This window comes from Staphylococcus pseudoxylosus (assembly GCF_044794325.1).
Lineage (GTDB): Bacteria > Bacillota > Bacilli > Staphylococcales > Staphylococcaceae > Staphylococcus > Staphylococcus pseudoxylosus.
Map to the genome: position 1 here is coordinate 125,217 of NZ_CP085024.1, position 21,955 is coordinate 147,171.

A 21,955-nucleotide genomic window follows, 5' to 3' on the forward strand; every position below is an offset into this window, starting at 1 on the left:
GTGATGTATCAAATTAAAGATTATGTAAATGGCCAATTTGTAGAACGACCAGAAGAACCCGTAATTGATGTTATAAATCCGGCGACAGAGGATATTATTGGACAAACATATGCAGGTACACAATTGCATACTAAAGAAGCGATTTATAGTGCACAAAAAGCAAAAATTAATTGGAGCGAAGTGCCCGCTATTGAAAGAGCACAATATTTAAAGAAAATAGCCACGGGAATACGTGAACGTAACGAAGAGTTAACAGAAATCATTATCAAAGAAGGTGGAAAAACGCGTGATTTAGCTAGTACAGAAGTGTTTTTTACTGCTGACTATTTAGATTATATGGCTGAGTGGGCGCGTCGTTTTGAAGGTGAGATTATTCAAAGTGATCGTAAAAACGAGCATATTTTATTGTATAAAAAACCGCTTGGCGTTACATCAGGTATTTTACCTTGGAATTTCCCATTCTTTTTAATCGCACGCAAAATGGCGCCAGCATTAGTAACTGGTAACACAATTGTCGTAAAACCATCAGAAGAGACGCCTATTAATGCTTTAATTTTTACTGAGATTTTAGATATAGTAGGCTTACCGCCAGGCGTTTTCAACTTAGTCAATGGTACCGGCGAAGTTGTTGGTGATGAACTAGCAAGCAATGAAGCGATTGAACTCGTATCGATTACAGGTAGTGAAAGTGCAGGGAAAAAAGTCATGGAAGCGGCGAGTCACAATGTTACAAAAGTAAATTTAGAGTTAGGTGGTAAAGCACCAGCCATTGTCTTAGAAGATGCTGACATTGACAAAGCAGTACAATATATTATTGATTCACGTATTATCAATAGCGGTCAGGTGTGTAACTGCGCAGAAAGAGTCTATGTACAATCATCCATACAAGATCAATTTGTAGATAAATTAGTAGCAAAAATGGCTGAAGTAACGTACGGTAACACTTTAGATAGTGATCATGATATGGGACCATTAATTAATAAAAAAGCCCAAAAAAATGTGCATCATCACGTAGAACAAGCTATTCAACAAGGAGGACACTTAGCATGTGGCGGCTTTCTACCTAAAGGTAAAGGTAACTTTTATCCAGCAACCGTAATTACGGATTGTCATAACGGCATGGAAATCATACAAGAAGAAGTTTTTGGACCTGTATTACCCGTCGTGAGTTTTGAAACTATTGATGAAGCAATAGCTCTCGCAAATGATAGCAGGTTTGGTTTGACTTCATCTATTTACTCTAACGATATGAAACGAGTCTTCAAAGCTGTAGATCGCTTAGAATTTGGTGAAACGTATATTAATAGAGAAAATTTTGAAGCTATGCAAGGTTTCCATGCAGGTGTTAAACATTCAGGCATTGGTGGTGCTGACGGCAAGCATGGCTTAGAAGAATACTTACGCACACATGTCGTATATATGAATATAGATTAGACTATGGTTATCATTTTTTAACTATAAATAGAGAGAAAACCGGGACATTATGAATGTCTCGGTTAAAAATAAGATAGAGAGCTACATTTGTCATTGTCTTATATAATAACTTTTTAATTCATAACTACAAGTTTATTTACATAGATTAATAGTAATATATAAAAGTTATTGATCAAGGGTTTTTTCAAACTCGATAAGCTGTTGCTTAATTATATCTAACGAATCAATAGTAGGTTTTTCTACTATTTTAGACCATGATATAAATATATTTCCGAAAAAAGCACCTTTTAACGTGTCGTGAGGATCATCATCAGTAAACTTAAGTGTTGGTATTACTTTTAAAAATTTATAAAGCGTTTGAGATTGGAAGTCAGGTTCAGATTTGAGTTTGTTCATTGTTTCCATATAGTTTACTTTATCTGAGTATGACGCATCATCTAATATTTGAATTAATTTTTTTATAAATAATTTTAACGTAAAAGATTCTCCCATTAATCCTTCAATTGTATCTTCTAATACATCTTCATTACTTAAATATAGAATTTCACTTTTAGAATTAAACAGCCTAAATAATGTGCGTCTTGATATTTCTGATTCTTTCGCAATTCTTTCCATACTAGTTTGATTATAACCGTGTTCTTTAAAGAGGTTATTTGCAATTTCTAGCACATGTTTCCTAATATCTGCTTCCATGAGTATACCTCCAAATTAATTTAACATTATTATAGCATAATTCTTTCTTTTTGACACCGAGTGCCAATAGGAGTATATTACTCGGTAAGGCACTGAGTGCCAAATGTTAAAAAGAGGATGATATAGTATGAACAATATGAAAATTTTAGTGTCAGGTGCTAGCGTTGCAGGGATTACGTTAGCATATTGGTTGAATGAAAATGGATTTGAAGTAACTATAGTTGAAAAATCCAGTGAAATTAGAGGTGGCGGTTATCCTATTGATGTAAGAGGTAGTGCAATTAATATAACTAAGAAGATGGGGATATATGAATTATTAAAATCAAAAAGCCTAGATAATATGCAAATTAAGTTTTTAGATAGTAAAAATAATATTGTTGGTCAGTTTACTGATAATGCAATGAAGGAACATGACGATATTGAAATACCTAGAGGAGAACTTACTAATGCTTTATTTGAAAAAATATCATCAAAAAATATAGAAATTTTATATAGTGATTCAATCAAAACGATTAATGAAGAAGATAATGGCATCAATATAGAATTAGAAAGTGGCAGAAAAGAAGTATTTGATTTAGTAATTGGTGCAGACGGTATACATTCAAATACAAGAAAATTAGTATTTGGTAGCGAGCACAATTTCACAAAATATTTAGGCTATAATTTTACTGGTTTTTCAATGGAAAATGAATTAAACATGTACAAAGAAGGTCGCATTTATTCAGAATCTGGGAAAACATCAGTGATGTATGCTACTAAAGATGAAAACTTTATTCATGCTTTTCTAGTGTTTTATGAGCCTGATGAAACACGAGTTGATCATAGAGATGTTGAAACACAAAGAGCTATCGTTAAAGAGAAATTTAGTACTTTAGAAGGTATAACCCCTAGAATGCTAGAAAGTTTAAATAAATCAAATAGTATATATTTTGATACAACAACACAAATTATCATGGATACTTGGTCCAATGGAAGAGTTGCATTAGTTGGGGATGCTGCGCATGCGCCTTCTTTTTTAACTGGACAAGGTTCAAGCCTAGCTATGATAGGAGCATATGTTTTAGCGAATGAATTAAAATTGAACAATAATATAAATGATGCCTTTGAATCTTATGAAAGAACTATGAAACCATTTGTCGAGTTAAACCAAAATGTAATTGGAAAAGATAGTTTTTCCATAGTAGCTCCTAAAAATAACGAAGAGTTAGAAAAAAGAAATGTAATCTTAGAGCAAATGAGCGATAAGGCTGAAGAAGAAGTTGGAGCTAATGATGTAGTCGATATAACTAGAGTTATAGATTATCCAGGTTTATAAAACGCATCTTGTATAGTTATTGCTAGCAAGTTATTTGTGTTAATGAGAATAATAGAGGGCATCAATATATGTGTCTATCTGCCCTCTATATAACTGTTAAAAGAAATTAGTATACTTTATAAAATTAAATAAAAACGATTCTTAATGCATAGTATTATGATGTTCGCTTATTAATATCATTTAGCGTAATAAATAAGAAAAAATGTCTGTTTGATACGTCAGCCACTATTATATTGATATTTTCAGTACTCATATGGCAAAATGTATTTACTACCATAAGGGGTGTTATATGAAAATAAATAAAATCATAAATAACAATGTGATTAGTGTCACGCAAAATAACCAAGAACGTGTCGTTATGGGGAAAGGCATTGGGTTTCAAAAACATGAAGGAGATATCGTAGAAGAATCGAAGATTGATAAAATTTTTGATTTAAGTAGTCAAGAGATATCAGAACGTTTCAAAACGTTATTAATTGAAGTGCCAATTGAGGTTGTTCAAGCAGTTGAGAAGATTATTGATGTTGCTAAGGTTGAATATCATAAAGACTTGAGTGATACGATTTATGTCGCACTCACAGATCATATAAACTTTGCCATTGAGCGTCAACAACAAGGTATGTCGATAAAGAATGGCTTATTATGGGAAATTAAAAAATTCTATCCTACTGAGTACGAGATTGGGATACGTGCTTTGGATTGGATCGATGAAAGTACAGCCGTCAAATTACCAGTTGATGAAGCGGCGTTCATCGCCATTCATTTGCTCAATGCAGAACATAATAATTTAGCGGATTACAACCAAGTGACCGAAATGGTACGAAATATTTTAAGTTTAGTAAAATATCATTTTAGATTAGAATTCGATGAAGAAAGTCTAACTTATTATAGGTTTGTAACGCATTTAAAATTTTTAGCACAACGTATTTATGCTAAGAACCCACTTAATACAAGTGAAATGGAACTCTATGAAATCGTAAAAGAAAAGTATAAAGATGCGTTTAGGTGTGTGAAGAAGATTGAATCATTTTTAATGAAAAAGTATCAATATGAAATGACACATGACGAAGCGTTATACTTAACGATTCATATCCAAAGATTAATTTCTAGAAATGAAAGCGTTGACAATTAGTAATTATGTGGTAGATTAATGTTAAGAAAACAAAATAAACAATTAATTGTTTAGGATTGTAACTGTTCGGCAGGCGAGACCTAAGCCATTAATAGACGATTTTATCTGGGGATAAGTGTGTCTATTTATGGTTTAGGTCTCTTTTTTATTGTTCTAAATAAGATGGGAGTGACTTAAATGGGAAATGAGCAAAGAATGGCTGGTAAAATTTTAAAAAATATCGGCGGTAGTGATAATGTAAAAAATTTAACGCATTGTATGACACGTTTAAGATTTGTATTAAAGGACGAAAGTAAGGCCGATGATGAAGCCATAAAAAATCTTGATGGGATAATGGGTTTGCGAAAACAAGGAGGACAATATCAAATTATTGTCGGCAATAATGTTTCACGAACGTATGCGGATCTAATGAAATTGGGTGTAAGCGGTGGCGCTAAAAGTAACGAACCCATTGAAAAGAAAAAATTAACACCTAAACAAATAGGTATTAATATTTTAGATGCCATTATTGGTACGATGTCACCTTTAATACCTGCTATTATCGGTGGTTCAATGATTAAATTGTTAGTAATGATTTTAAATATGACTGGGGTATTATCATCTGAAAGTTCAACATTTAATATTCTAAATACCATTGGTGACGCGCCATTCTTCTTCTTACCTATGCTGGTTGCAGTATCGGCAGCTAGGAAATTTAACAGTAATGTATTCTTGGCATTAGCAGTAGCTGGAGTCATGGTCCATCCAGTATTTATGGAGATTATGGAGAAAGCTGCTGAAGGTAAAGCAGCAACATTTGCATACGTACCCGTAATGTCCGTGAAATATACGTATACGATTATTCCTGCTATCGTTATGACTTGGCTGTTGAAATATATTGAAGATATCATTGATCACATTACGCCTATCGTTATGAAAAACTTTTTAAAACCTATGTTGATTTTGTTAGTTGCAGCACCAATTGCAATTATTATCGTTGGTCCTGCTGGCATTTTAATAGGTACAGGGTTATCACAATTTGTCTTCTTCGTACATGATCAATTAGGTTTCTTAGCAGTAGCCATTGTAGGTGCATTATGGCCTTTATTGGTTATGACAGGTATGCATCGTGTGTTCACACCAACAATTGTACAAACGATTGCAGAGACTGGTAAAGAAGGTATGGTTATGCCATCTGAAATTGGTGCAAATTTATCACTTGGTGGTGTTTCACTTGCAGTAGCATTTAAAACTAAAAATAGAGAGTTACGTCAAACATCATTGGCGGCAGCATCATCAGCAATTATTGCAGGCATTACTGAACCAGCATTGTATGGTGTAGCTATTCGATTAAAACGTCCTATGATTGCATCGATGATTACAGGATTTGTTGCAGGGGCGGTTGCAGGTCTAGCGGGACTTGCGAGTCGATCAATGGCTTCGCCTGGACTGTTCACAAGTGTACAATTTATAGATCAAGACAACCCTATGAGTATTTTATGGATTATTGTTGTAATGGTTTTATCTATTGTATTGTCATTTATTTTAACCTTAGTGCTTGGATTTGAAGATATACCAGAAGCAGAAGATGATTTATTAGATGCAGAGACGAAGGGCGACATGATTGTAGAAGCACCTGTTGAAGGTAAAGTGAAACCGATTGAAAGCGTGGAAGATGATGTGTTTAGTCGAGAAGTGATTGGTAAAAGTGTTGCAATTGAACCAACAGGCAATAAAATATATGCGCCAATAACTGGAACAGTGACCTCAGTCTTCCCTACCAAGCATGCTGTTGGAATTACAGGTGACGATGGTGTTGAAGTATTAATTCATGTAGGTATTGATACTGTTAAGCTAGAAGGCAAACCGTTTACATCTGCAGTTGAACAAGGCGACCATGTGAATAGTGGTGAGATTATTGGGTCCTTCGATTTAATTGAAATTATTGAAGCAGGTTATGATCCGACAACGATTGTAGTAATTACAAATACAGATGATTATGACTCGATTACGTCTTTCGATACTGTTGACGTTAGTGCTCATACATCAATATTAGGAGTGGTTAAAAAATGACGATAAAAACTTTTCCAGAGAATTTTCTTTGGGGTGGCGCTATTGCAGCAAATCAAACAGAGGGTGCATGGAATATTGGAGGGAGAGGTCTAAGTAATATAGATTTAATCCCACATGGACCAAACAGACAGGATATTAAATTAGGTTATAAAGCGTCGCAATTAAGTGAGACAGAATACTATCCAAGCCATACAGGTATTGATTTTTATCATCATTATAAAGAAGATATTGCTATGCTTGCTGAAATGGGATTGAAAGTCTTTAGAACCTCAATTTCATGGAGTAGAATTTATCCGAATGGAGATGAAGCAACTCCTAACCAAGCTGGTATTGATTATTACACAGACTTATTTAAAACATGTAAAGAACACAATATCTCTTTGCTCGTAACATTGGCGCATTTTGATATTCCTATGGGTATTGTTGAGCAATACGATGGTTGGAAGAATAGAGAAACAATTGATTTATATATTAAATTTGCAGAAACATGTTTTAAAAACTTTGGTTCATATGTTGATTATTGGATTCCATTTAATGAAATTAATGTTGTGTTACACAGCCCATTTTCGGGTGGTGGATTATATTTTAATGAAAATGAGGATAGGGAAACATTGTTATATCAAGCAGCGCATTATATGTTAGTTGCAAGTGCTAAAGCTGTGGAAAGTTGTCACCGTATCACGCCCGATGCTCAGATAGGTTGTATGATTGCAGGCGGTAGTTTTTATCCGTACAGCTGTAACCCGGAAGACGTCTGGCAGTCTATGATTGATGAAAGAACGAATACATTCTTTGTAGATGTTCAGGCTAAAGGGAAATATCCTTACTATATGGAATCACTATTTAAGTCTAAAGGAATTCAAATTGATATCTCTGACCATGATAAAGAGGTTTTGAAACAAACTGTAGATTTTGTAGCGTTCAGCTATTACGCCTCTAGAACATCTATTGCTGATATTACAAGAGTAGAGAAAAATGAAGGTAATGTAATAGTATCGGCTAAAAATCCATACTTAAAGATGAGTGATTGGGGATGGGTTGTCGATCCACTAGGTTTAAGGATTACGATGAATCAAATATATGAACGCTTTGAGAAACCACTCTTTGTTGTTGAAAATGGATTAGGAGCAAAAGATGCCATAGAAGCAGACGGCAGTATCCAAGATGACTATCGCATTGATTATATGCAACAGCATATTCAAGCAATGCATGATGGCATTCAAGACGGTGTACCATTACTTGGTTACATTAGTTGGGGTATTATAGATTTAGTATCAGCATCCACAGGTGAAATGAGTAAACGTTATGGTATGATATTTGTTGATAAAGACGATGCTGGTAAGGGCACTTTAAAACGTAAAAAGAAGAAATCATTTGATTGGTATAAAAAAGTCATACAGCAAAATGGTATAGAAATCTAAATAGCTAGAGAACCAAGTATTTATATTTGGTTCTCTTTTTGTTTTGTAAATGGATAACATAACCCAGCCATTTTCTTTGTTAAAAGATATATGCAATATAGATTCTCAGTCTATGAATTTTATAAAATGCTACTATAATCAAATAGCAATTGTATATTTATACTAATATATAGATTTAATGTTATGTTTACAAATCATATATGTAATTAATATAGGCTTAAAATAGTAATGTTAAAGTAGTGAGGAAAGAGTAATATGAATCGTCAGAGGAGGAGTTATATGAATCAGAAGAAACATCAATCGATTGCTTTCCGCGCTGCAACGAGTTTTGTCTTATTATTTAGTCTTATTGCTACACCACAAGCAGCACACGCAAGTGAATCAGAGAAGGCTGCCGATCATGCCAATCCAACAGCCCAACAAGATAGTAATAACAAAATAAAACTTTTAGATAAAAAGCCTAAAGTTGAAGATATCAAAAAGCAAAACAAACCGAACCGAGTTATTACAAATATAAATGGTAACCCACAGTCAGAAATGGGTTTTAGCTGGTATACCTCAGATAAGTTTGATGATTCCAAAGTATGGGTCTCAGAGTCTAAGAACTTTAAAAATGCTAAAACGTTTGATGCAGATGCTCAAAAAGTAGATTCAAAGTACCTTGAAAGAGATAAACATGGAAATATCATTTTTAAAGATATTGCTAAAAATGATGAAGGTGAACCAGTAAAAGGTAAAGACGGTAAAGAAAAAGTGAATGGTTATTATACAGATAAACATGCTGGCGGACCAGAATGGATGAGTGGCGACAAGCATGGTAAAACAAATTTAATAACTGAGGCAGAGTATACATACAAAGCTCAAGCAAAAGATTTAAAACCAAATACGAAGTACTACTATAAAGTAGGAAGTGATGATGGTAAAAAGAGCCAAATTGGACAGTTTAAAACAGCAGGCAAGAAAGGCGACCCATTTAATTTCGTACAATATACAGATACGCAAAATGCATTTTGGAATGAAAATGTAAGAAATGAAGCTGCATTTGGTGCAGATACATTGAAAAATGCTATTCAAACGGCTGGAGATCCTAGCTTTGCATTACACACAGGTGACTTTATTGAAACAGCAGAAGTTGAAGATGAATGGAAAGATTTATATAAACAATCGCGTCCATCATTCATGTCATTACCAGTTGTAGCTACAGCAGGAAATCATGATGAATATGCATTAAATGAAGAAGATGAAAAACTATTAACTAAATTTAATGAGCATGTGAATGTACCAAAAGAAAATGACGCTGTAAATGGTGGCTCTTACTACTCATTTGATTACAATGGTGCACACATGGTTGTTGCAAATACAAATGACAACAAAAAATCTAAAGACAATCCAGATGAAAAAGCAATTGGTAAAAAACAAATGGAATGGATTAAGAAAGACATCAAAAAAGCACGTGATAATGGTTCGAACTGGGTAGTATTAAACCTACACAAACCTATGTACTCTAAGTCTTATCATGCTTTATCAGACAAAGATGTTAAGAAAATTAGAGAAGAGTTAACAAAAGAAATCGATGAGTTAGATGTAGATTTAGTCTTACAAGGTCACGATCATGTATTATCACGTACACATCCACTAGAACATACATCGACAAAAAATAGTTTCGTGAATGCTAAAAAAGAAGACACTAAACAATTTGTTGGCCAAGACAACGTAACATATTATGATAATCCAAAAGGTTCTGTGTATGTGCTACCAAATACTGGTGGAACAAAAGAATATGACAGTATCTATGACCGTTCATTAGAACATATTAAAAAGGTAAGACCAGAATTAAGCTGGTTAACTGAAAAAGATTTAGCACACTATAACAGCCTATTTAAATTAGGTAAGCAACCTCAAGAAACAGATGCCTTTAATGATAGTCACGAAAATAACCGTGACTCTTCTTCACAAAACTTCTCAGTCTATGAAGTTGAAGGCAATACATTGAAAGTTAAAATTTATCAATTAAATGGTGACATTAGTAAAGGTGAACAGCGTAATGTTGAACTAGTTGATGAATTTGGTATTCAAAAAGATAATAAATAATTAAATCAACGCCTAAGTTAGAGGATAATAATCTAACTTAGGCCTCTTGATTTCCCAGGAAATTGAGGATTGATAAATAATGAAACAAGCAATAAGATACTTAGCAATATTAGTTTTGTCTTGTATGGTGTTAGCTGCTTGTAATAGTGAAGAAGCAACTCAACAGTCAGGTGAAAAGGCTAAAGCTACTAAACATGCTAACCAAGAAAAATCATCTAAAGCGTCTATATCAGATAAAGATAAAAAAGAAATAAAAAAAGAGGTCTTGTCTTGGCTTGCAAAGCATGAAAAAAACAATGATAAAGCAGTGTCAAATCGCTATTTCGGTAGTGGTAGTATGTCTGACGGGGATTGGTATGCAGGTACTGAAGGTGGGGAAATTCAAGTAAGTGATAAGGATAAACCAGGGCCGAAAGCTTTTGATCTACATACTGTGACAGGCGCAGTAACTTACACATCAAATGAAGGGATAACTGGTATAGATAAAGCTTCAAAAAACTTATCAAATATTGAAGGGTATAGTACAGTCGCTGATATTCATAAACCCGTAACTAAATATTTATTTGCAGATAATGGCAAAGTGTATGAATATACATTTAAAGCTTCAAAAGATGTTACACTGTCATCTGGTTTTGCACCTAAAGATCATAATGGAAAAGACCCAAACTTAAGTCCAAACCAGATGTTCAAAGTAAGTGATAACAAAGCACTTAACGATTTTTATAGTGAGTTGTTGAAGCAATACGAGTGAACTAATAAATAAAGGATAAGACAGTTTAATTATGAAAAGAAAAGAGATTCAGATATTATCTGAGTCTCTTTTCTTTATATACATGTTAATAATTTTGTGAAATGAGTAGTATTTTTTATTTAAGACAAAAATTGTGTGTTTGAATCTGATATTAAAAATGTTAATTAGATAGACTTTTAAAAATAATTAGACTGTTGTAATATGTAAAGTGATTATATAAGAGGAGGTGTCGAGATGTTTCTTATAGCTTATAGTTGCAGATTTTTACAAATCGTTCGCAACAAATTTTCAGTATTAAGTTCAAAATTGGTGGAGTCTGTCTTTTTTGAAGTTAATAAACAGTCTATAAGGAACTGATACCTATAAATTGCTTCCTTGTAGACAGTATGGAGGAAGTAAAATGAATATATTAAACGCGTCGAATATTTCAAAGAGTTATCTAGATGAAACGCTATTCGATGGTATTAAAATAACACTTAATTCTGGAGATATTATTGGTATAGTGGGAAGAAACGGTGAAGGTAAGACTACATTACTGAATATACTATCAGGCTTAGAAAAACCTACAACAGGTGTTATTAGTTGGAAGAAAGAGCTGAAATTAGGATATTTAAACCAAATACCTAATTATAAAAACAATACAAATATATATCAATGTTTAAAATCTGTATTTCAAGGATTAAATGCTATATCAAAGCAACTTGAATCTATAGAAGTAAAGATGAGCCAGGAAACAGAGAATATAGATTATTTAATGTCTCGTTACGGGGAATTACAAACATATTATGAGGAGCAAGGAGGCTATACAATAGATGCCAAGATACGTAGAGTGGCGCATGGTTTAAACATAGCGCATCTTCTTGAATCAGAGTGGGGAGAACTATCGGGTGGTGAACGAACAAAGGTAGGAATTGCTCAGATGTTAATAAAGCCTACCGATTTATTACTACTAGATGAACCAACTAACCACCTCGATTTTCGCTCAATAGCATGGCTAGCAAATTATATAAAAAATTACGAAGGGGCTATTGTTATTGTTTCACACGATCGTTACTTTTTAGATGAAACAGTAAATCAAATATTAGAAATAGACCAAAAACAACTCCATGTTTATAAAGGAAATTATTCATATTTTGCTGAAGAAAGAGAAAAAAGATTATTGGCTGAATTTGAAGCTTATAAAACACAAGAGAAGAAAATAAAAAAAATGAAAGAATCTATAAAGCAGTTAAGGTTATGGGCAAGTCAAGCTAAGCCACCAAATGCAGCAATGTATCGTAGAGCAAAAAGCATGGAGAAAGCATTGAATCGTATAAAACGTTTGGAAAAACCAGTTTTAGATTCACAAAAAATGAATATGCATCTTGAGGAAGGTAAACGAGTATCTAACAAAGTTATTGAAATGGAAAATGTTGCCAAGAGCTATAGTTATCCATTATTTGAAAATGTAGATATGTTAATTAGAAGAGGTGAACATATTGCTATTATAGGTGATAATGGCACTGGTAAATCAACATTGCTAAATATGATTATAGGAAATGTTGAAACAGATAAAGGCATAATAAAAACGGCATCTAATTTAAAAGTTGGATACCTTTCGCAACATGAATTTGAGCAAACAAAAGATGATACGGTATTAAATGTTTTCCAAGAAGGAGCCAATGTGACTGAGGGAGAAGCCAGGCATATGCTAGCCAATTTTATGTTTTATGGTAAAGATGTATTTAAACAGGTTAAAGACTTAAGTGGAGGCGAAAAAATAAGGTTGCGATGGGCGCAAATAGTAAATAGCCACTACAATTTACTGATTTTAGACGAACCAACAAATCATTTAGACATTGAAGCAAAAGAAACGATTGAAGAAGCTTTATTAGATTATGAAGGTACTATTATTGCAGTATCGCATGATAGATACTTTCTGAATAAGTTATTCAATGCTACTTATTTATTAAAAGATAAATCGTTGAAGAAATATCAAGGTAACTATGATTATGTTAAAGAAAAAGGGTTTCTTGACTAATCGATGAATAGCAGATATTAATATCTTAATATGAAGTGATTATTATACAAAAGTGCTACCTACAAAGTTTATGTAGGTAGCATTTCTCATGTTATAAAAAAAGAAAAAATGTATGATAAAAGTTTTAATAATATATGATTTAGTTTTTTAGTTGAAAGTAACTAAAAATAAAACACATTATACGAAGTACAAAAAGCAATGCTATAAAACTTTATAATATATGAATAGAAATAGGTATTCACTTTTTTTGAAATTTATTATATGCTTTGAAATATATTAACTAAATGAGGTGAGCACATGAATAAATTTTCAAAATCTGTCATATCCATTTCGCTTGCAACTGTATTTACAATTGCAACACCACTAACTACATATACTACTGTTGCACATGCAAATGAATCAACTGCACCGGTAATGGAACAACAAGATCAAACAAATCTAGGTTCAGAAAATATTATGGCAGTTTCATGGTATCAAAATTCAGCAGAAGCTAAGGCACTTTATTTACAAGGTTATAATAGTGCCAAAGTACAATTAGACAAAGAGCTTGAGAAAAATAAAGGTAAACACAAACTTGCGATCGCGCTAGATTTAGATGAAACAGTTCTAGATAACTCACCTTATCAAGGTTACGCGTCTATAAATAATACATCATATCCGGAAGGTTGGCATGAATGGATACAGGCAGCTAAAGCAAAACCTGTATATGGAGCTAAATCATTTTTGAAATATGCTGATAAAAAAGGCGTAGATATTTACTATATTTCTGATAGAGACAAAGAAAAAGATTTTAAAGCAACTCAAAAAAACTTGAAAGAGCAAGGGATTCCACAAGCAACAGATCATCACATCTTGCTTAAAGGCAAAAATGATAAGAGTAAGGAATCTAGAAGAGAAATAGTAGAAAAAGATCATAAGCTAGTAATGTTATTTGGTGATAACCTATTAGACTTCGGGGACCCTAAAAAGCCTAATGCTAAAGAGCGTGAAAAGTTTGTGCAACAGCATAAAGAAGACTTCGGTAAGAAATACATCATTTTCCCTAATCCAATGTATGGTAGTTGGGAAGCGACATTATATAACAATAACTATGATATGAGTGATGCACAAAAAGATGAACTAAGAAAACAATCAATTAAGCAGTTTAATCCTTCAACTGGAAAAGTTAAATAATAAGAAGAAACTGGTAGTGAAACAATAGTTGTTTCATCACCAGTTTTTAAACTTTACCGAAACCAACATTAGTTAAATTTGAAGAACCAGAAGTATAAATATATTAGAATTACATTTCGCAAATTTTATATAAAATCCTCATTAAATCCACCAACAAATTTTGTTGGTGGATTTTTCTTTTGAAATAATTATTTTTTAAAATTGTAAATTGACTCTATAAATATATAATGATAATATAATTCATATTAATCCAATCGGAATAATAAATGATGGAGGGATAAAGATGAAAAGAATGAAATTAGGATACTTTTTAACGGGCTTTGGTCACCACGTTGCTAGTAGTAGACATCCAGATGCATTAGCACACGGGGGAATGAATTTAACAAAAACAATTGAACAAGCAAAACTTTTAGAACAGGCAAAATTTGATTTTCTATTTATGTCAGATAGTTTATATCTTGACGAGAAAACACACCCAGATATGTTTACGTTTTTCGAGCCAATTTCCTTAATGTCGATTATTGCTAGAGAAACAGAGCATCTTGGTTTAATCGTGACAGGTTCTACTTCATTTTCAGAGCCATTCAACTTAGCTAGAATCTTTTCATCTTTAGACCATTACAGTGATGGTAGAGCGGGGTGGAATATTGTGACATCAGGTATTAATAATACAGCTAAAAATTTTAGTGGCGTAAATAATGCGGATCATGACTTAAGATACGATCAAGCGGAAGAATTTGTCGATATATCCAAGCAGTTATGGGATTCGTGGCGAGATGTTAACCCAGAACGACTTCACGCTGCAGGAGGATTTTTTGATGAAAAACAACCTGAACCAATAAACTATAAAGGAGATTTTTATAGTGTCAGAGGACCTTTAAATATAGAGCAATCACCTCAAGGGTATCCATTACTTGTTCAAGCTGGTTCTTCTAAAAAAGGTACTGCATTTGCCTCAAAACATGCAGAAGTTGTGTTTACAGCACAAAATGATATCGATAATGCAGTTGCTTTTGCTCATAATTTGAAAGAACAAGTTGCTGATAAACGAGGTCCAGAACAAGAAATTGTGATCATGCCAGGTATTTTCCCATTTATTGGAGAAACACGGGAAGAAGCTGAAGCCCACTATAAAGAATTGCAAGATTTGATAGTTCCAGAGATGGGATTAGAATTATTGTCTTCTTATTTAGGTGACACAGATTTAAGTGGTTATGAGTTAAGCACCCCATTTGAAAATGTTCATATAGATAAAGGTAATAATATTCAAAGTCGAGTAGACCTAATTAAGGATACAGCGAAGAAGAATAATTCAACGTTAGAAGATGTGATGAAACATGTTGCTGGTGCAAGAGGTCATCATATCATTGTAGGAACGGCTGAAGATGTGGCAGACAGAATGGAAGAATGGTTTACTCGTGGTGCGGCCGACGGATTTAACATAATGCCTCCGTTAAACCCTACACAATTTGAATTATTTGTAAATAAAGTTGTTCCAATATTAGAAGAAAGAGGTTTAGTTCAAACGGAATATAATACAGGCACATTAAGAGAAAAGTTAGGATTAAGCACTACTAAAGCACATATTTAATCTGTGGTCCTTTCAATTAAGATGGAGTGATACTCTAGAAAGTAGGGAGAAATATGTATATAGCATTTACATTAATATCATGTGCATTTTTTATTGTTATCGTAGCTTGGTACTCTTATTATAAAACTAAAAATACTGTTAGTAGTTCGGGAGGTTTCTTCTTAGGAGGCAGAGGGTTAACAGGAGGTTTTATTGCAGGTGCATTAATACTAACTAATTTATCTGCAGAGCAGTTAATAGGTTTAAACGGACAGGGTTATCAAAACAATTTATCTAGTATGGGCTGGGAAGTGACAGCAGGTTTCTCTGTTATTATCTTAGCTACAATTTTACTGCCAAAATATTTGGGAGGCGCATTTACTACACTTCCAGAATTTATAAATAATCGCTTTGATAAGCAGACGCGTCTATTAATTGTCTTATTGTTTATGGTAGGCTATGGCTTTATAACTATACCGTCTGTACTATATTCAGGTTCTTTAGCTGTATTACAAATATTTGATATACCTCATATGTTTCATATAACATACGAACAATCTATATGGGTTATTGTTTGGGTTATCGGTATTATCGGTATGTTATATGCGATTTTAGGTGGTTTGAAAGCTATTGCTATTTCAGATACTTTAAATGGTATAGGGCTTTTAATAGTAGGTGTCTTAGTACCGATACTTGGTTTTATTGCATTGGGTAACGGTAGTTTGTTAGAAGGTATGAAGACCATTGCGACAAATCATCCTGAAAAATTAAATGCCATTGGTTCAAACAAAGATGATGTACCATTTGGTTCGATTTTTACAGGAATGATATTTGCTAATCTATTCTATTGGGGGACAAATCAATATGTGATTCAAAGAACGTTAGGCGCAAAGAGTTTAGCTGAAGGTCAAAAGGGCGCATTATTTACAGGATTTCTAAAAATACTAGTCCCTTTTCTTATGATGATTCCAGGTGTCATTGCATTTCACTTATATGGATCAGGCTTAAAGAATATGGATTTAGCGTATCCTACGTTAGTAAAAGATGTATTTCCTACATTTTTAGATGGCTTCTTCTTAGCCGTATTATTAGGTGCTGTATTCTCTAGTTTTAATGCATTATTGAATAGTGCATCAACGTTATTTGTTTACGATATTTATAAAGTGCTAATTAATAACAAAGCTACAGATAGACAAATGATAAGGGTGAGCCAATGGTTTGGTGTGATTTTGGCATTAGTGACTTTCTTTATTTCACCAATGTTAATGAATGCCCCACAAGGATTATGGACAATCATTCGCCAATTTACAGGTTTCTTCAATATACCAATTATAGCGATTGTATTGGTTGGGATATTTGCTAAAAGAGTTCCTGCCATTGCACCTAAAATAGTTATTATTTCCCACGTAATTGTTTATTATTTATTGATATGGGGGTTACCGATGTTCTTTAAATATGAAATGGCAATTAATTTTATATACATACAAGGCATCTTATTTGTAATAGAAGTGCTAGTAATGTTGATTATAGGGATGATAAATCCATTAGCTATACCATTTAAATTTAGTCCTAACCCTAAAGTAGATATGACACCATGGAAATATACAATACCTGTTACAGTTCTCTTGTTAGGGGCTATTGTTTTTACATTTATATTGTTTTCACCCATTGGTTTAGCAGCACAACATCATATTGTATCGGCATGGTTTTGGCCATCTATAGTACTATTAGCAATAATTGTTGTCGCCTTTTATTATATAGGGTTAAGACAATGGAGTAAGAAATACGAAACAACGTTAAAGCAACAGTATAATAAAGAATTATTCACAGATTTGAACCAAAATGAGTTATCTGGAGAACCGTTAATTCGATAAATAATATGATTTATATAGCTATACTAATTTTAAGACTGTAAACATAGTTACTTTCAAAGTAATGTTTATAGTCTTATTTTTTGTTCTAATTAGCAGGTATGTAACTTATGTCAGATAGATAAAATAAAAACCATAATCAATGAAGTCTGACACCACATCGATTATGGTTAACTATGCACCCTCCAGGAACGTCTTTTGAAAATTCTAAGTTAGACTCCGCGCGAGTTAGTTTAACTTATTAAGCGTTGAAATCACTGAAACCATATCGTCGTTGATGACTAAATCTGCATTATGATCATAAGGTGTGGCATCTCTATTAATAATAATAAGATTTTGTCCTTTGAAGTTTGAAATTAGACCTGCCGCTGGTTGAACTACGAGTGATGAACCTAAAACAATTAATGTGTCAGCTGTTTCAATTTTATTAATAGCATTAAAAATAGTGTTTTGATTTAACATTTCTCCATAAAGTACGATATCAGGTCTAATGATACTGCCACATGATTCACAATGGCGCAGGTGATGTTGCATGACATAAGATTTAGAATATTTATTAAAGCAATTAACACAATAGAACTGATTTAAAGTGCCGTGAAGTTCATCTACATTCGAACTACCTGCATCAGAATGAAGGCCATCGATATTTTGGGTGATAACGCCTAAAGATTGTTGGTCTTTTTCAAGTTGTGCTATCCATTGATGAATAGTATTAGGTTGTTTATCAGCGAGGAGTAAACGTTTATGATAAAAATCAACAAATCCTTCTGGATCATCTTGTAGATAATTAGTACTTAACAAGTATTCAGGTGAGTAACCTTCTTTTGAAATTTCATCAAATAAACCACCCATAGACCGAAAGTCAGGCACACCACTTGCTACAGATACGCCAGCACCTGTAAAAAATGTGATTCTACTGGAATTATTAATGATATCTTGCAATTGTTCAATATTACGATTCACACGTATCACTCCATTAAAAATATACTCTGTTGTAACGAATATTTGATTATACTTACTTTAATTTTAAATACTAGCCATTATTTTAGCAAATATGGAAAAGTATAATTGAGAGCAAATAAGTTTATGGCTATTTTAAGGCATCTAATTCACTAAGACTATTAGAATCTAAAAAACAAAATCAATAAAGCCTCGTCATTTACAGTACTTTTTATGTACTAGTGACTGATTGGGGCTTTATTTTTTTATATAAAAATTTTAAAAATTCCCACATATATTTTTACAATAAAAGCACAATTCAAGTTTTTTTAATAATTATTAATTGAAAAATATTATCATTTGTATTGACAACTAAAAAAGACCAATATATGATATAAATCAAATCGTAATTATTACGATTTATTAAGACTGCGTAATGAGCCAAAGTTTTTTAATCAATGTTAGCAGGCTTATATAAAAATTTTAAATAGAAGGAGAGTCGTATGAATCGAAAGGTTATAGAATTTTCTAAGTATAATCCATCGGGAAATATGACGATACTAGTGCATTCGCAACATGATTCAAGAGATTACGCATCCATAGCTAACCAATTAATGACAACGAATCATGTTTGTTGTGAGCAAGTTGGATTTATAGAGTCTACCAATACGGATTTGAATAGAAATTGTCATTTAGTTATGAGCGGAAATGAATTTTGTGGTAATGCCACAATGTCATACATACATTATTTACAAGAAAGTAACATATTACAAAAAAGACAATGTGCAATAAAAGTTTCAGGATGTTCAAGGTTGATTCAGTGTGAAGTACATAGCAATCAACATTATGAAGTCAGTATGCCCCAAGCACAGCACGTGTCCGGAGTAAAGCTTAATATTGATCAGCAACAACGGCATGCAATAGAAATTGTATATGAGTCATATGTACATTTTGTTGTGCCAGTCACTGAAGTGACTACCAAATTGCAACATCAGGTTGAACAATTTGTCCGTCAGCAAATATGGAATGATAAGTATAAAACTATAGGTATCATGTTATTCGATGAACAACGTCAATTTCTAAAACCACTTATTTATATCCCAGAAATTCAAAGTTTAGTTTGGGAAAATAGTTGTGGTTCTGGTACTGCATCGATAGGGGTTTTTAAAAATTATAAAGCTGAAAGCGCATGCGAGAATTTTATAGTTCATCAACCAGGTGGCAGCATTTTAGTAACATCTAGGAAATGTCCAAAGTCTGGGTTCCAAACTTCCATTAAAGGGCAAGTCTCAACCGTCGCAACAGGAAAAGCATTTATAGAATAGGAGACTAAAATGAATCATTTAGATAAAGAGATTAGTGTGATATTACATAAATATTTATTGAATTTTGAAACACTATATGAAAATGTCTTAGAAAACAGTGACTACATCGATGCATTAGAAACATTAGTGGATGAGTATAGTCAGTTTATATTAAATCCAGTTTTTAGAAGGTTGTATGAAGATTGGGAAGATGAAGTGGTAAAAGAACATCTTACGACGAGACTTCAATTCATATCAGCCCAATGTGTTAAACAAGTAGAAGTTATTCGAGCACAACGTTTATTAGACGGTAAGGCTTCTACTTCAGGCTACTTTGATAACATCGAGCACTGTATTAATGAAGAATTTGGACAATGTCATATAACTGAAAATGACAAATTATTGTTAGTTGGATCTGGTGCATATCCTATGACGCTCATTCAAGTGGCAAAGGAGACTGGCGCTTCTGTTATTGGCATTGATATTGATCCCACGGCAGTTAATCTAGGGCAAAGAATTGTCAAAGTATTAGCACCAAATGAAGATATAGAGATTACAGAGCAAACAGTAGACCAATTACTAGATATCGAAACAGTGACGCATATTATATTTAGTTCAACAATTCCAGTTAAATATGACATATTAGAGCAACTTTATGATTTAACGAATGAAAATGTTGTTGTTGCAATGCGATTTGGTGATGGCATCAAATCACTGTTTAATTATCCTTCTAAGGAAACTAGCCTAAGTAAATGGCAATGTGTAGATAAACGTATACAACCTAATCAAATTTTTGATATTGCTTTATATCGTAAGGCAGCAATAAAGGTTGGTGTAGCAGATGTCTAAAATGTTAATTATAGGTACGGGGCCAGTTGCAATTCAATTGGCCAATCTGTGCCATATAACAACAGACAAACAAATAGATATGGTGGGCCGTGCCTCAACATCGTTGAAATCAAAAAAATTATTCCAAGTGTATCAAAACGATAAATATTTTGAAGTAAAGACACAAAATGATGCCCATAAACAAATTGCAGGTCGCTTTCAAATCAACCATTTATATGCGGACATACAAGATGTTAAAGGGGTTTATGACACCATTATTATGGCGTGTACTGCAGATGCATATCAGAGTACATTGGCACAACTATCGACAGCAACATTAGAAAAAGTAAAGCATATCTTGTTAGTATCCCCTACATTTGGTTCACAAATGATTGTAGAACAGCATATGGCTAACTTTAATAAAGATATTGAAGTTATATCATTTTCTACATATCTGGGTGACACGCGTTTGTATGATACTGAGCAACCTAATCATGTTGTAACAACTGGGTTGAAATCCAAGTTATACGTAGGTTCTAATCTTGATCATTCGGCAACTATTGTTTTCTTAAAAGGTGTGTTCGAGCAATTTCATATCGTTTTGACTGATATGCCAACGCCTCTACATGCTGAAACACGCAATAGTTCTTTGTATGTACACCCACCATTATTTATGAATGATTTTTCATTAAAAGTTATTTTTGAAGGGACAGAAGTACCTGTTTATGTGTATAAGTTATTTCCAGAAGGTCCAATTACGATGACACTCATTCATGAAATGCGTTTGATGTGGACAGAGATGATGACTATTTTAGCAGAATTTAGTATGCCGTCAGTCAACCTTTTGGAATTCATGGTGAAAGAAAACTATCCTGTGCGTCCTGAGACATTAGCAGATGATGATGTCTACAGTTTTGAAAAGTTACCGGCAATTCATCAAGAATATTTGCTGTATGTGAGATATACAGCAATATTGATAGATCCGTTTTCAGAGCCTGATCAACACGGCCGCTATTTTGATTTTTCGGCAGTACCGATTAAGCAACTTTATGAAAATGAACAAGGGGTTGTTCATATACCACGTATGCCAAGTGAGGATTATTACCGTACTTCAATTATTCAACATATTGGCAAACTATTAGATATTAAGACACCAATGATTGATACATTTATGAAGCGTTATGAACAATACTGTCAGGGCTATAAAAAGCATAACTATAATCAACAATTATCATCACAATTCAACGTGAACTTATATAAAGACGATAAATCTTTGGTAGCATCATTTTTAAATACTAAAGGTAAGATTTAATAGCAATAATTTGTAATATAAAAATATTAAATAGTTTTTGACCTTACAT

Annotated in this window: 16 protein-coding genes; 14 read left to right on the forward strand and 2 right to left on the reverse strand. The window is 33.0% G+C overall.

Going from position 1 to position 21,955, the window contains the following annotated elements; translation table 11 throughout:
* The first annotated feature begins 3 nt into the window (after positions 1 to 3).
* On the forward strand, positions 4 to 1,434 hold the full coding sequence (aldA, locus tag LG295_RS00620; protein ID WP_404476118.1) for an aldehyde dehydrogenase: 1,431 nt from the start codon (positions 4 to 6) through the stop codon (positions 1,432 to 1,434).
* 165 nt (positions 1,435 to 1,599) lie between these two features.
* Here the strand turns inward: aldA and LG295_RS00625 are convergent, their stop codons facing one another.
* Entirely contained in the window at positions 1,600 to 2,127 is a 528-nt protein-coding gene (locus LG295_RS00625; RefSeq protein WP_404476119.1) for a TetR/AcrR family transcriptional regulator, read from the reverse strand.
* Positions 2,128 to 2,254: 127 nt separating this feature from the next.
* On the opposite strand from LG295_RS00625, the gene LG295_RS00630 reads away from it, so the two are divergent.
* The 10 genes from LG295_RS00630 to LG295_RS00675 all read left to right on the forward strand — a co-directional run bounded on the left by LG295_RS00630 (position 2,255) and on the right by LG295_RS00675 (position 17,526).
* Complete coding sequence (locus LG295_RS00630) at positions 2,255 to 3,442, forward strand: FAD-dependent monooxygenase (RefSeq protein WP_404476121.1); 1,188 nt, start codon at positions 2,255 to 2,257, stop codon at positions 3,440 to 3,442.
* Positions 3,443 to 3,731: 289 nt separating this feature from the next.
* Positions 3,732 to 4,574 (forward strand): BglG family transcription antiterminator LicT, encoded by an 843-nt coding sequence (gene licT / locus LG295_RS00635; protein ID WP_404476123.1) that lies wholly within the window; start codon positions 3,732 to 3,734, stop codon positions 4,572 to 4,574.
* Positions 4,575 to 4,751: 177 nt separating this feature from the next.
* Positions 4,752 to 6,626 carry a PTS cellobiose/arbutin/salicin transporter subunit IIBC gene (gene ascF, locus LG295_RS00640; protein ID WP_214268890.1) on the forward strand — a complete coding sequence of 625 codons (1,875 nt, stop codon included), beginning with the start codon at positions 4,752 to 4,754 and terminating at the stop codon, positions 6,624 to 6,626.
* Positions 6,623 to 8,047 carry a 6-phospho-beta-glucosidase gene (gene ascB / locus LG295_RS00645; RefSeq protein ID WP_280528766.1) on the forward strand — a complete coding sequence of 475 codons (1,425 nt, stop codon included), beginning with the start codon at positions 6,623 to 6,625 and terminating at the stop codon, positions 8,045 to 8,047. Before ascF ends, ascB begins: the two co-directional genes overlap by 4 nt.
* A 279-nt stretch (positions 8,048 to 8,326) precedes the next feature.
* A complete protein-coding gene (locus LG295_RS00650) occupies positions 8,327 to 10,138 on the forward strand; it encodes a metallophosphoesterase family protein (RefSeq protein WP_214268889.1) in 1,812 nt (603 codons plus the stop codon).
* Between the two features lie 79 nt (positions 10,139 to 10,217).
* The gene (locus tag LG295_RS00655) at positions 10,218 to 10,889 is read left to right on the forward strand and encodes a hypothetical protein (protein ID WP_404476125.1); all 672 of its coding nucleotides are present in this window, start codon (positions 10,218 to 10,220) and stop codon (positions 10,887 to 10,889) included.
* 400 nt (positions 10,890 to 11,289) lie between these two features.
* A complete protein-coding gene (abc-f, locus tag LG295_RS00660; protein WP_404476126.1) occupies positions 11,290 to 12,909 on the forward strand; it encodes a ribosomal protection-like ABC-F family protein in 1,620 nt (539 codons plus the stop codon).
* Positions 12,910 to 13,206: 297 nt separating this feature from the next.
* Positions 13,207 to 14,082 (forward strand): 5'-nucleotidase, lipoprotein e(P4) family, encoded by an 876-nt coding sequence (locus LG295_RS00665; RefSeq protein WP_214268887.1) that lies wholly within the window; start codon positions 13,207 to 13,209, stop codon positions 14,080 to 14,082.
* A 283-nt stretch (positions 14,083 to 14,365) separates the two neighbouring features.
* On the forward strand, positions 14,366 to 15,673 hold the full coding sequence (locus LG295_RS00670) for an LLM class flavin-dependent oxidoreductase (RefSeq protein WP_122063772.1): 1,308 nt from the start codon (positions 14,366 to 14,368) through the stop codon (positions 15,671 to 15,673).
* 53 nt (positions 15,674 to 15,726) lie between these two features.
* The gene (locus tag LG295_RS00675; RefSeq protein ID WP_404476128.1) at positions 15,727 to 17,526 is read left to right on the forward strand and encodes a solute:sodium symporter family transporter; all 1,800 of its coding nucleotides are present in this window, start codon (positions 15,727 to 15,729) and stop codon (positions 17,524 to 17,526) included.
* Positions 17,527 to 17,751: 225 nt separating this feature from the next.
* Here the strand turns inward: LG295_RS00675 and LG295_RS00680 are convergent, their stop codons facing one another.
* A complete protein-coding gene (locus LG295_RS00680) occupies positions 17,752 to 18,486 on the reverse strand; it encodes an NAD-dependent protein deacylase (protein ID WP_107557511.1) in 735 nt (244 codons plus the stop codon).
* A gap of 479 nt (positions 18,487 to 18,965) precedes the next feature.
* Between LG295_RS00680 and cntK the strand changes: the two genes are divergently transcribed.
* The 3 genes from cntK to cntM are packed head-to-tail and all read left to right on the forward strand — an operon-like array spanning position 18,966 to position 21,906.
* Entirely contained in the window at positions 18,966 to 19,787 is an 822-nt protein-coding gene (gene cntK, locus LG295_RS00685; protein ID WP_404476130.1) for a histidine racemase CntK, read from the forward strand.
* A gap of 9 nt (positions 19,788 to 19,796) precedes the next feature.
* Entirely contained in the window at positions 19,797 to 20,615 is an 819-nt protein-coding gene (gene cntL / locus LG295_RS00690) for a staphylopine biosynthesis enzyme CntL (RefSeq protein WP_107530081.1), read from the forward strand.
* The gene (gene cntM, locus LG295_RS00695) at positions 20,608 to 21,906 is read left to right on the forward strand and encodes a staphylopine biosynthesis dehydrogenase (protein ID WP_404476132.1); all 1,299 of its coding nucleotides are present in this window, start codon (positions 20,608 to 20,610) and stop codon (positions 21,904 to 21,906) included. Before cntL ends, cntM begins: the two co-directional genes overlap by 8 nt.
* The last annotated feature ends 49 nt before the right edge of the window (positions 21,907 to 21,955 follow it).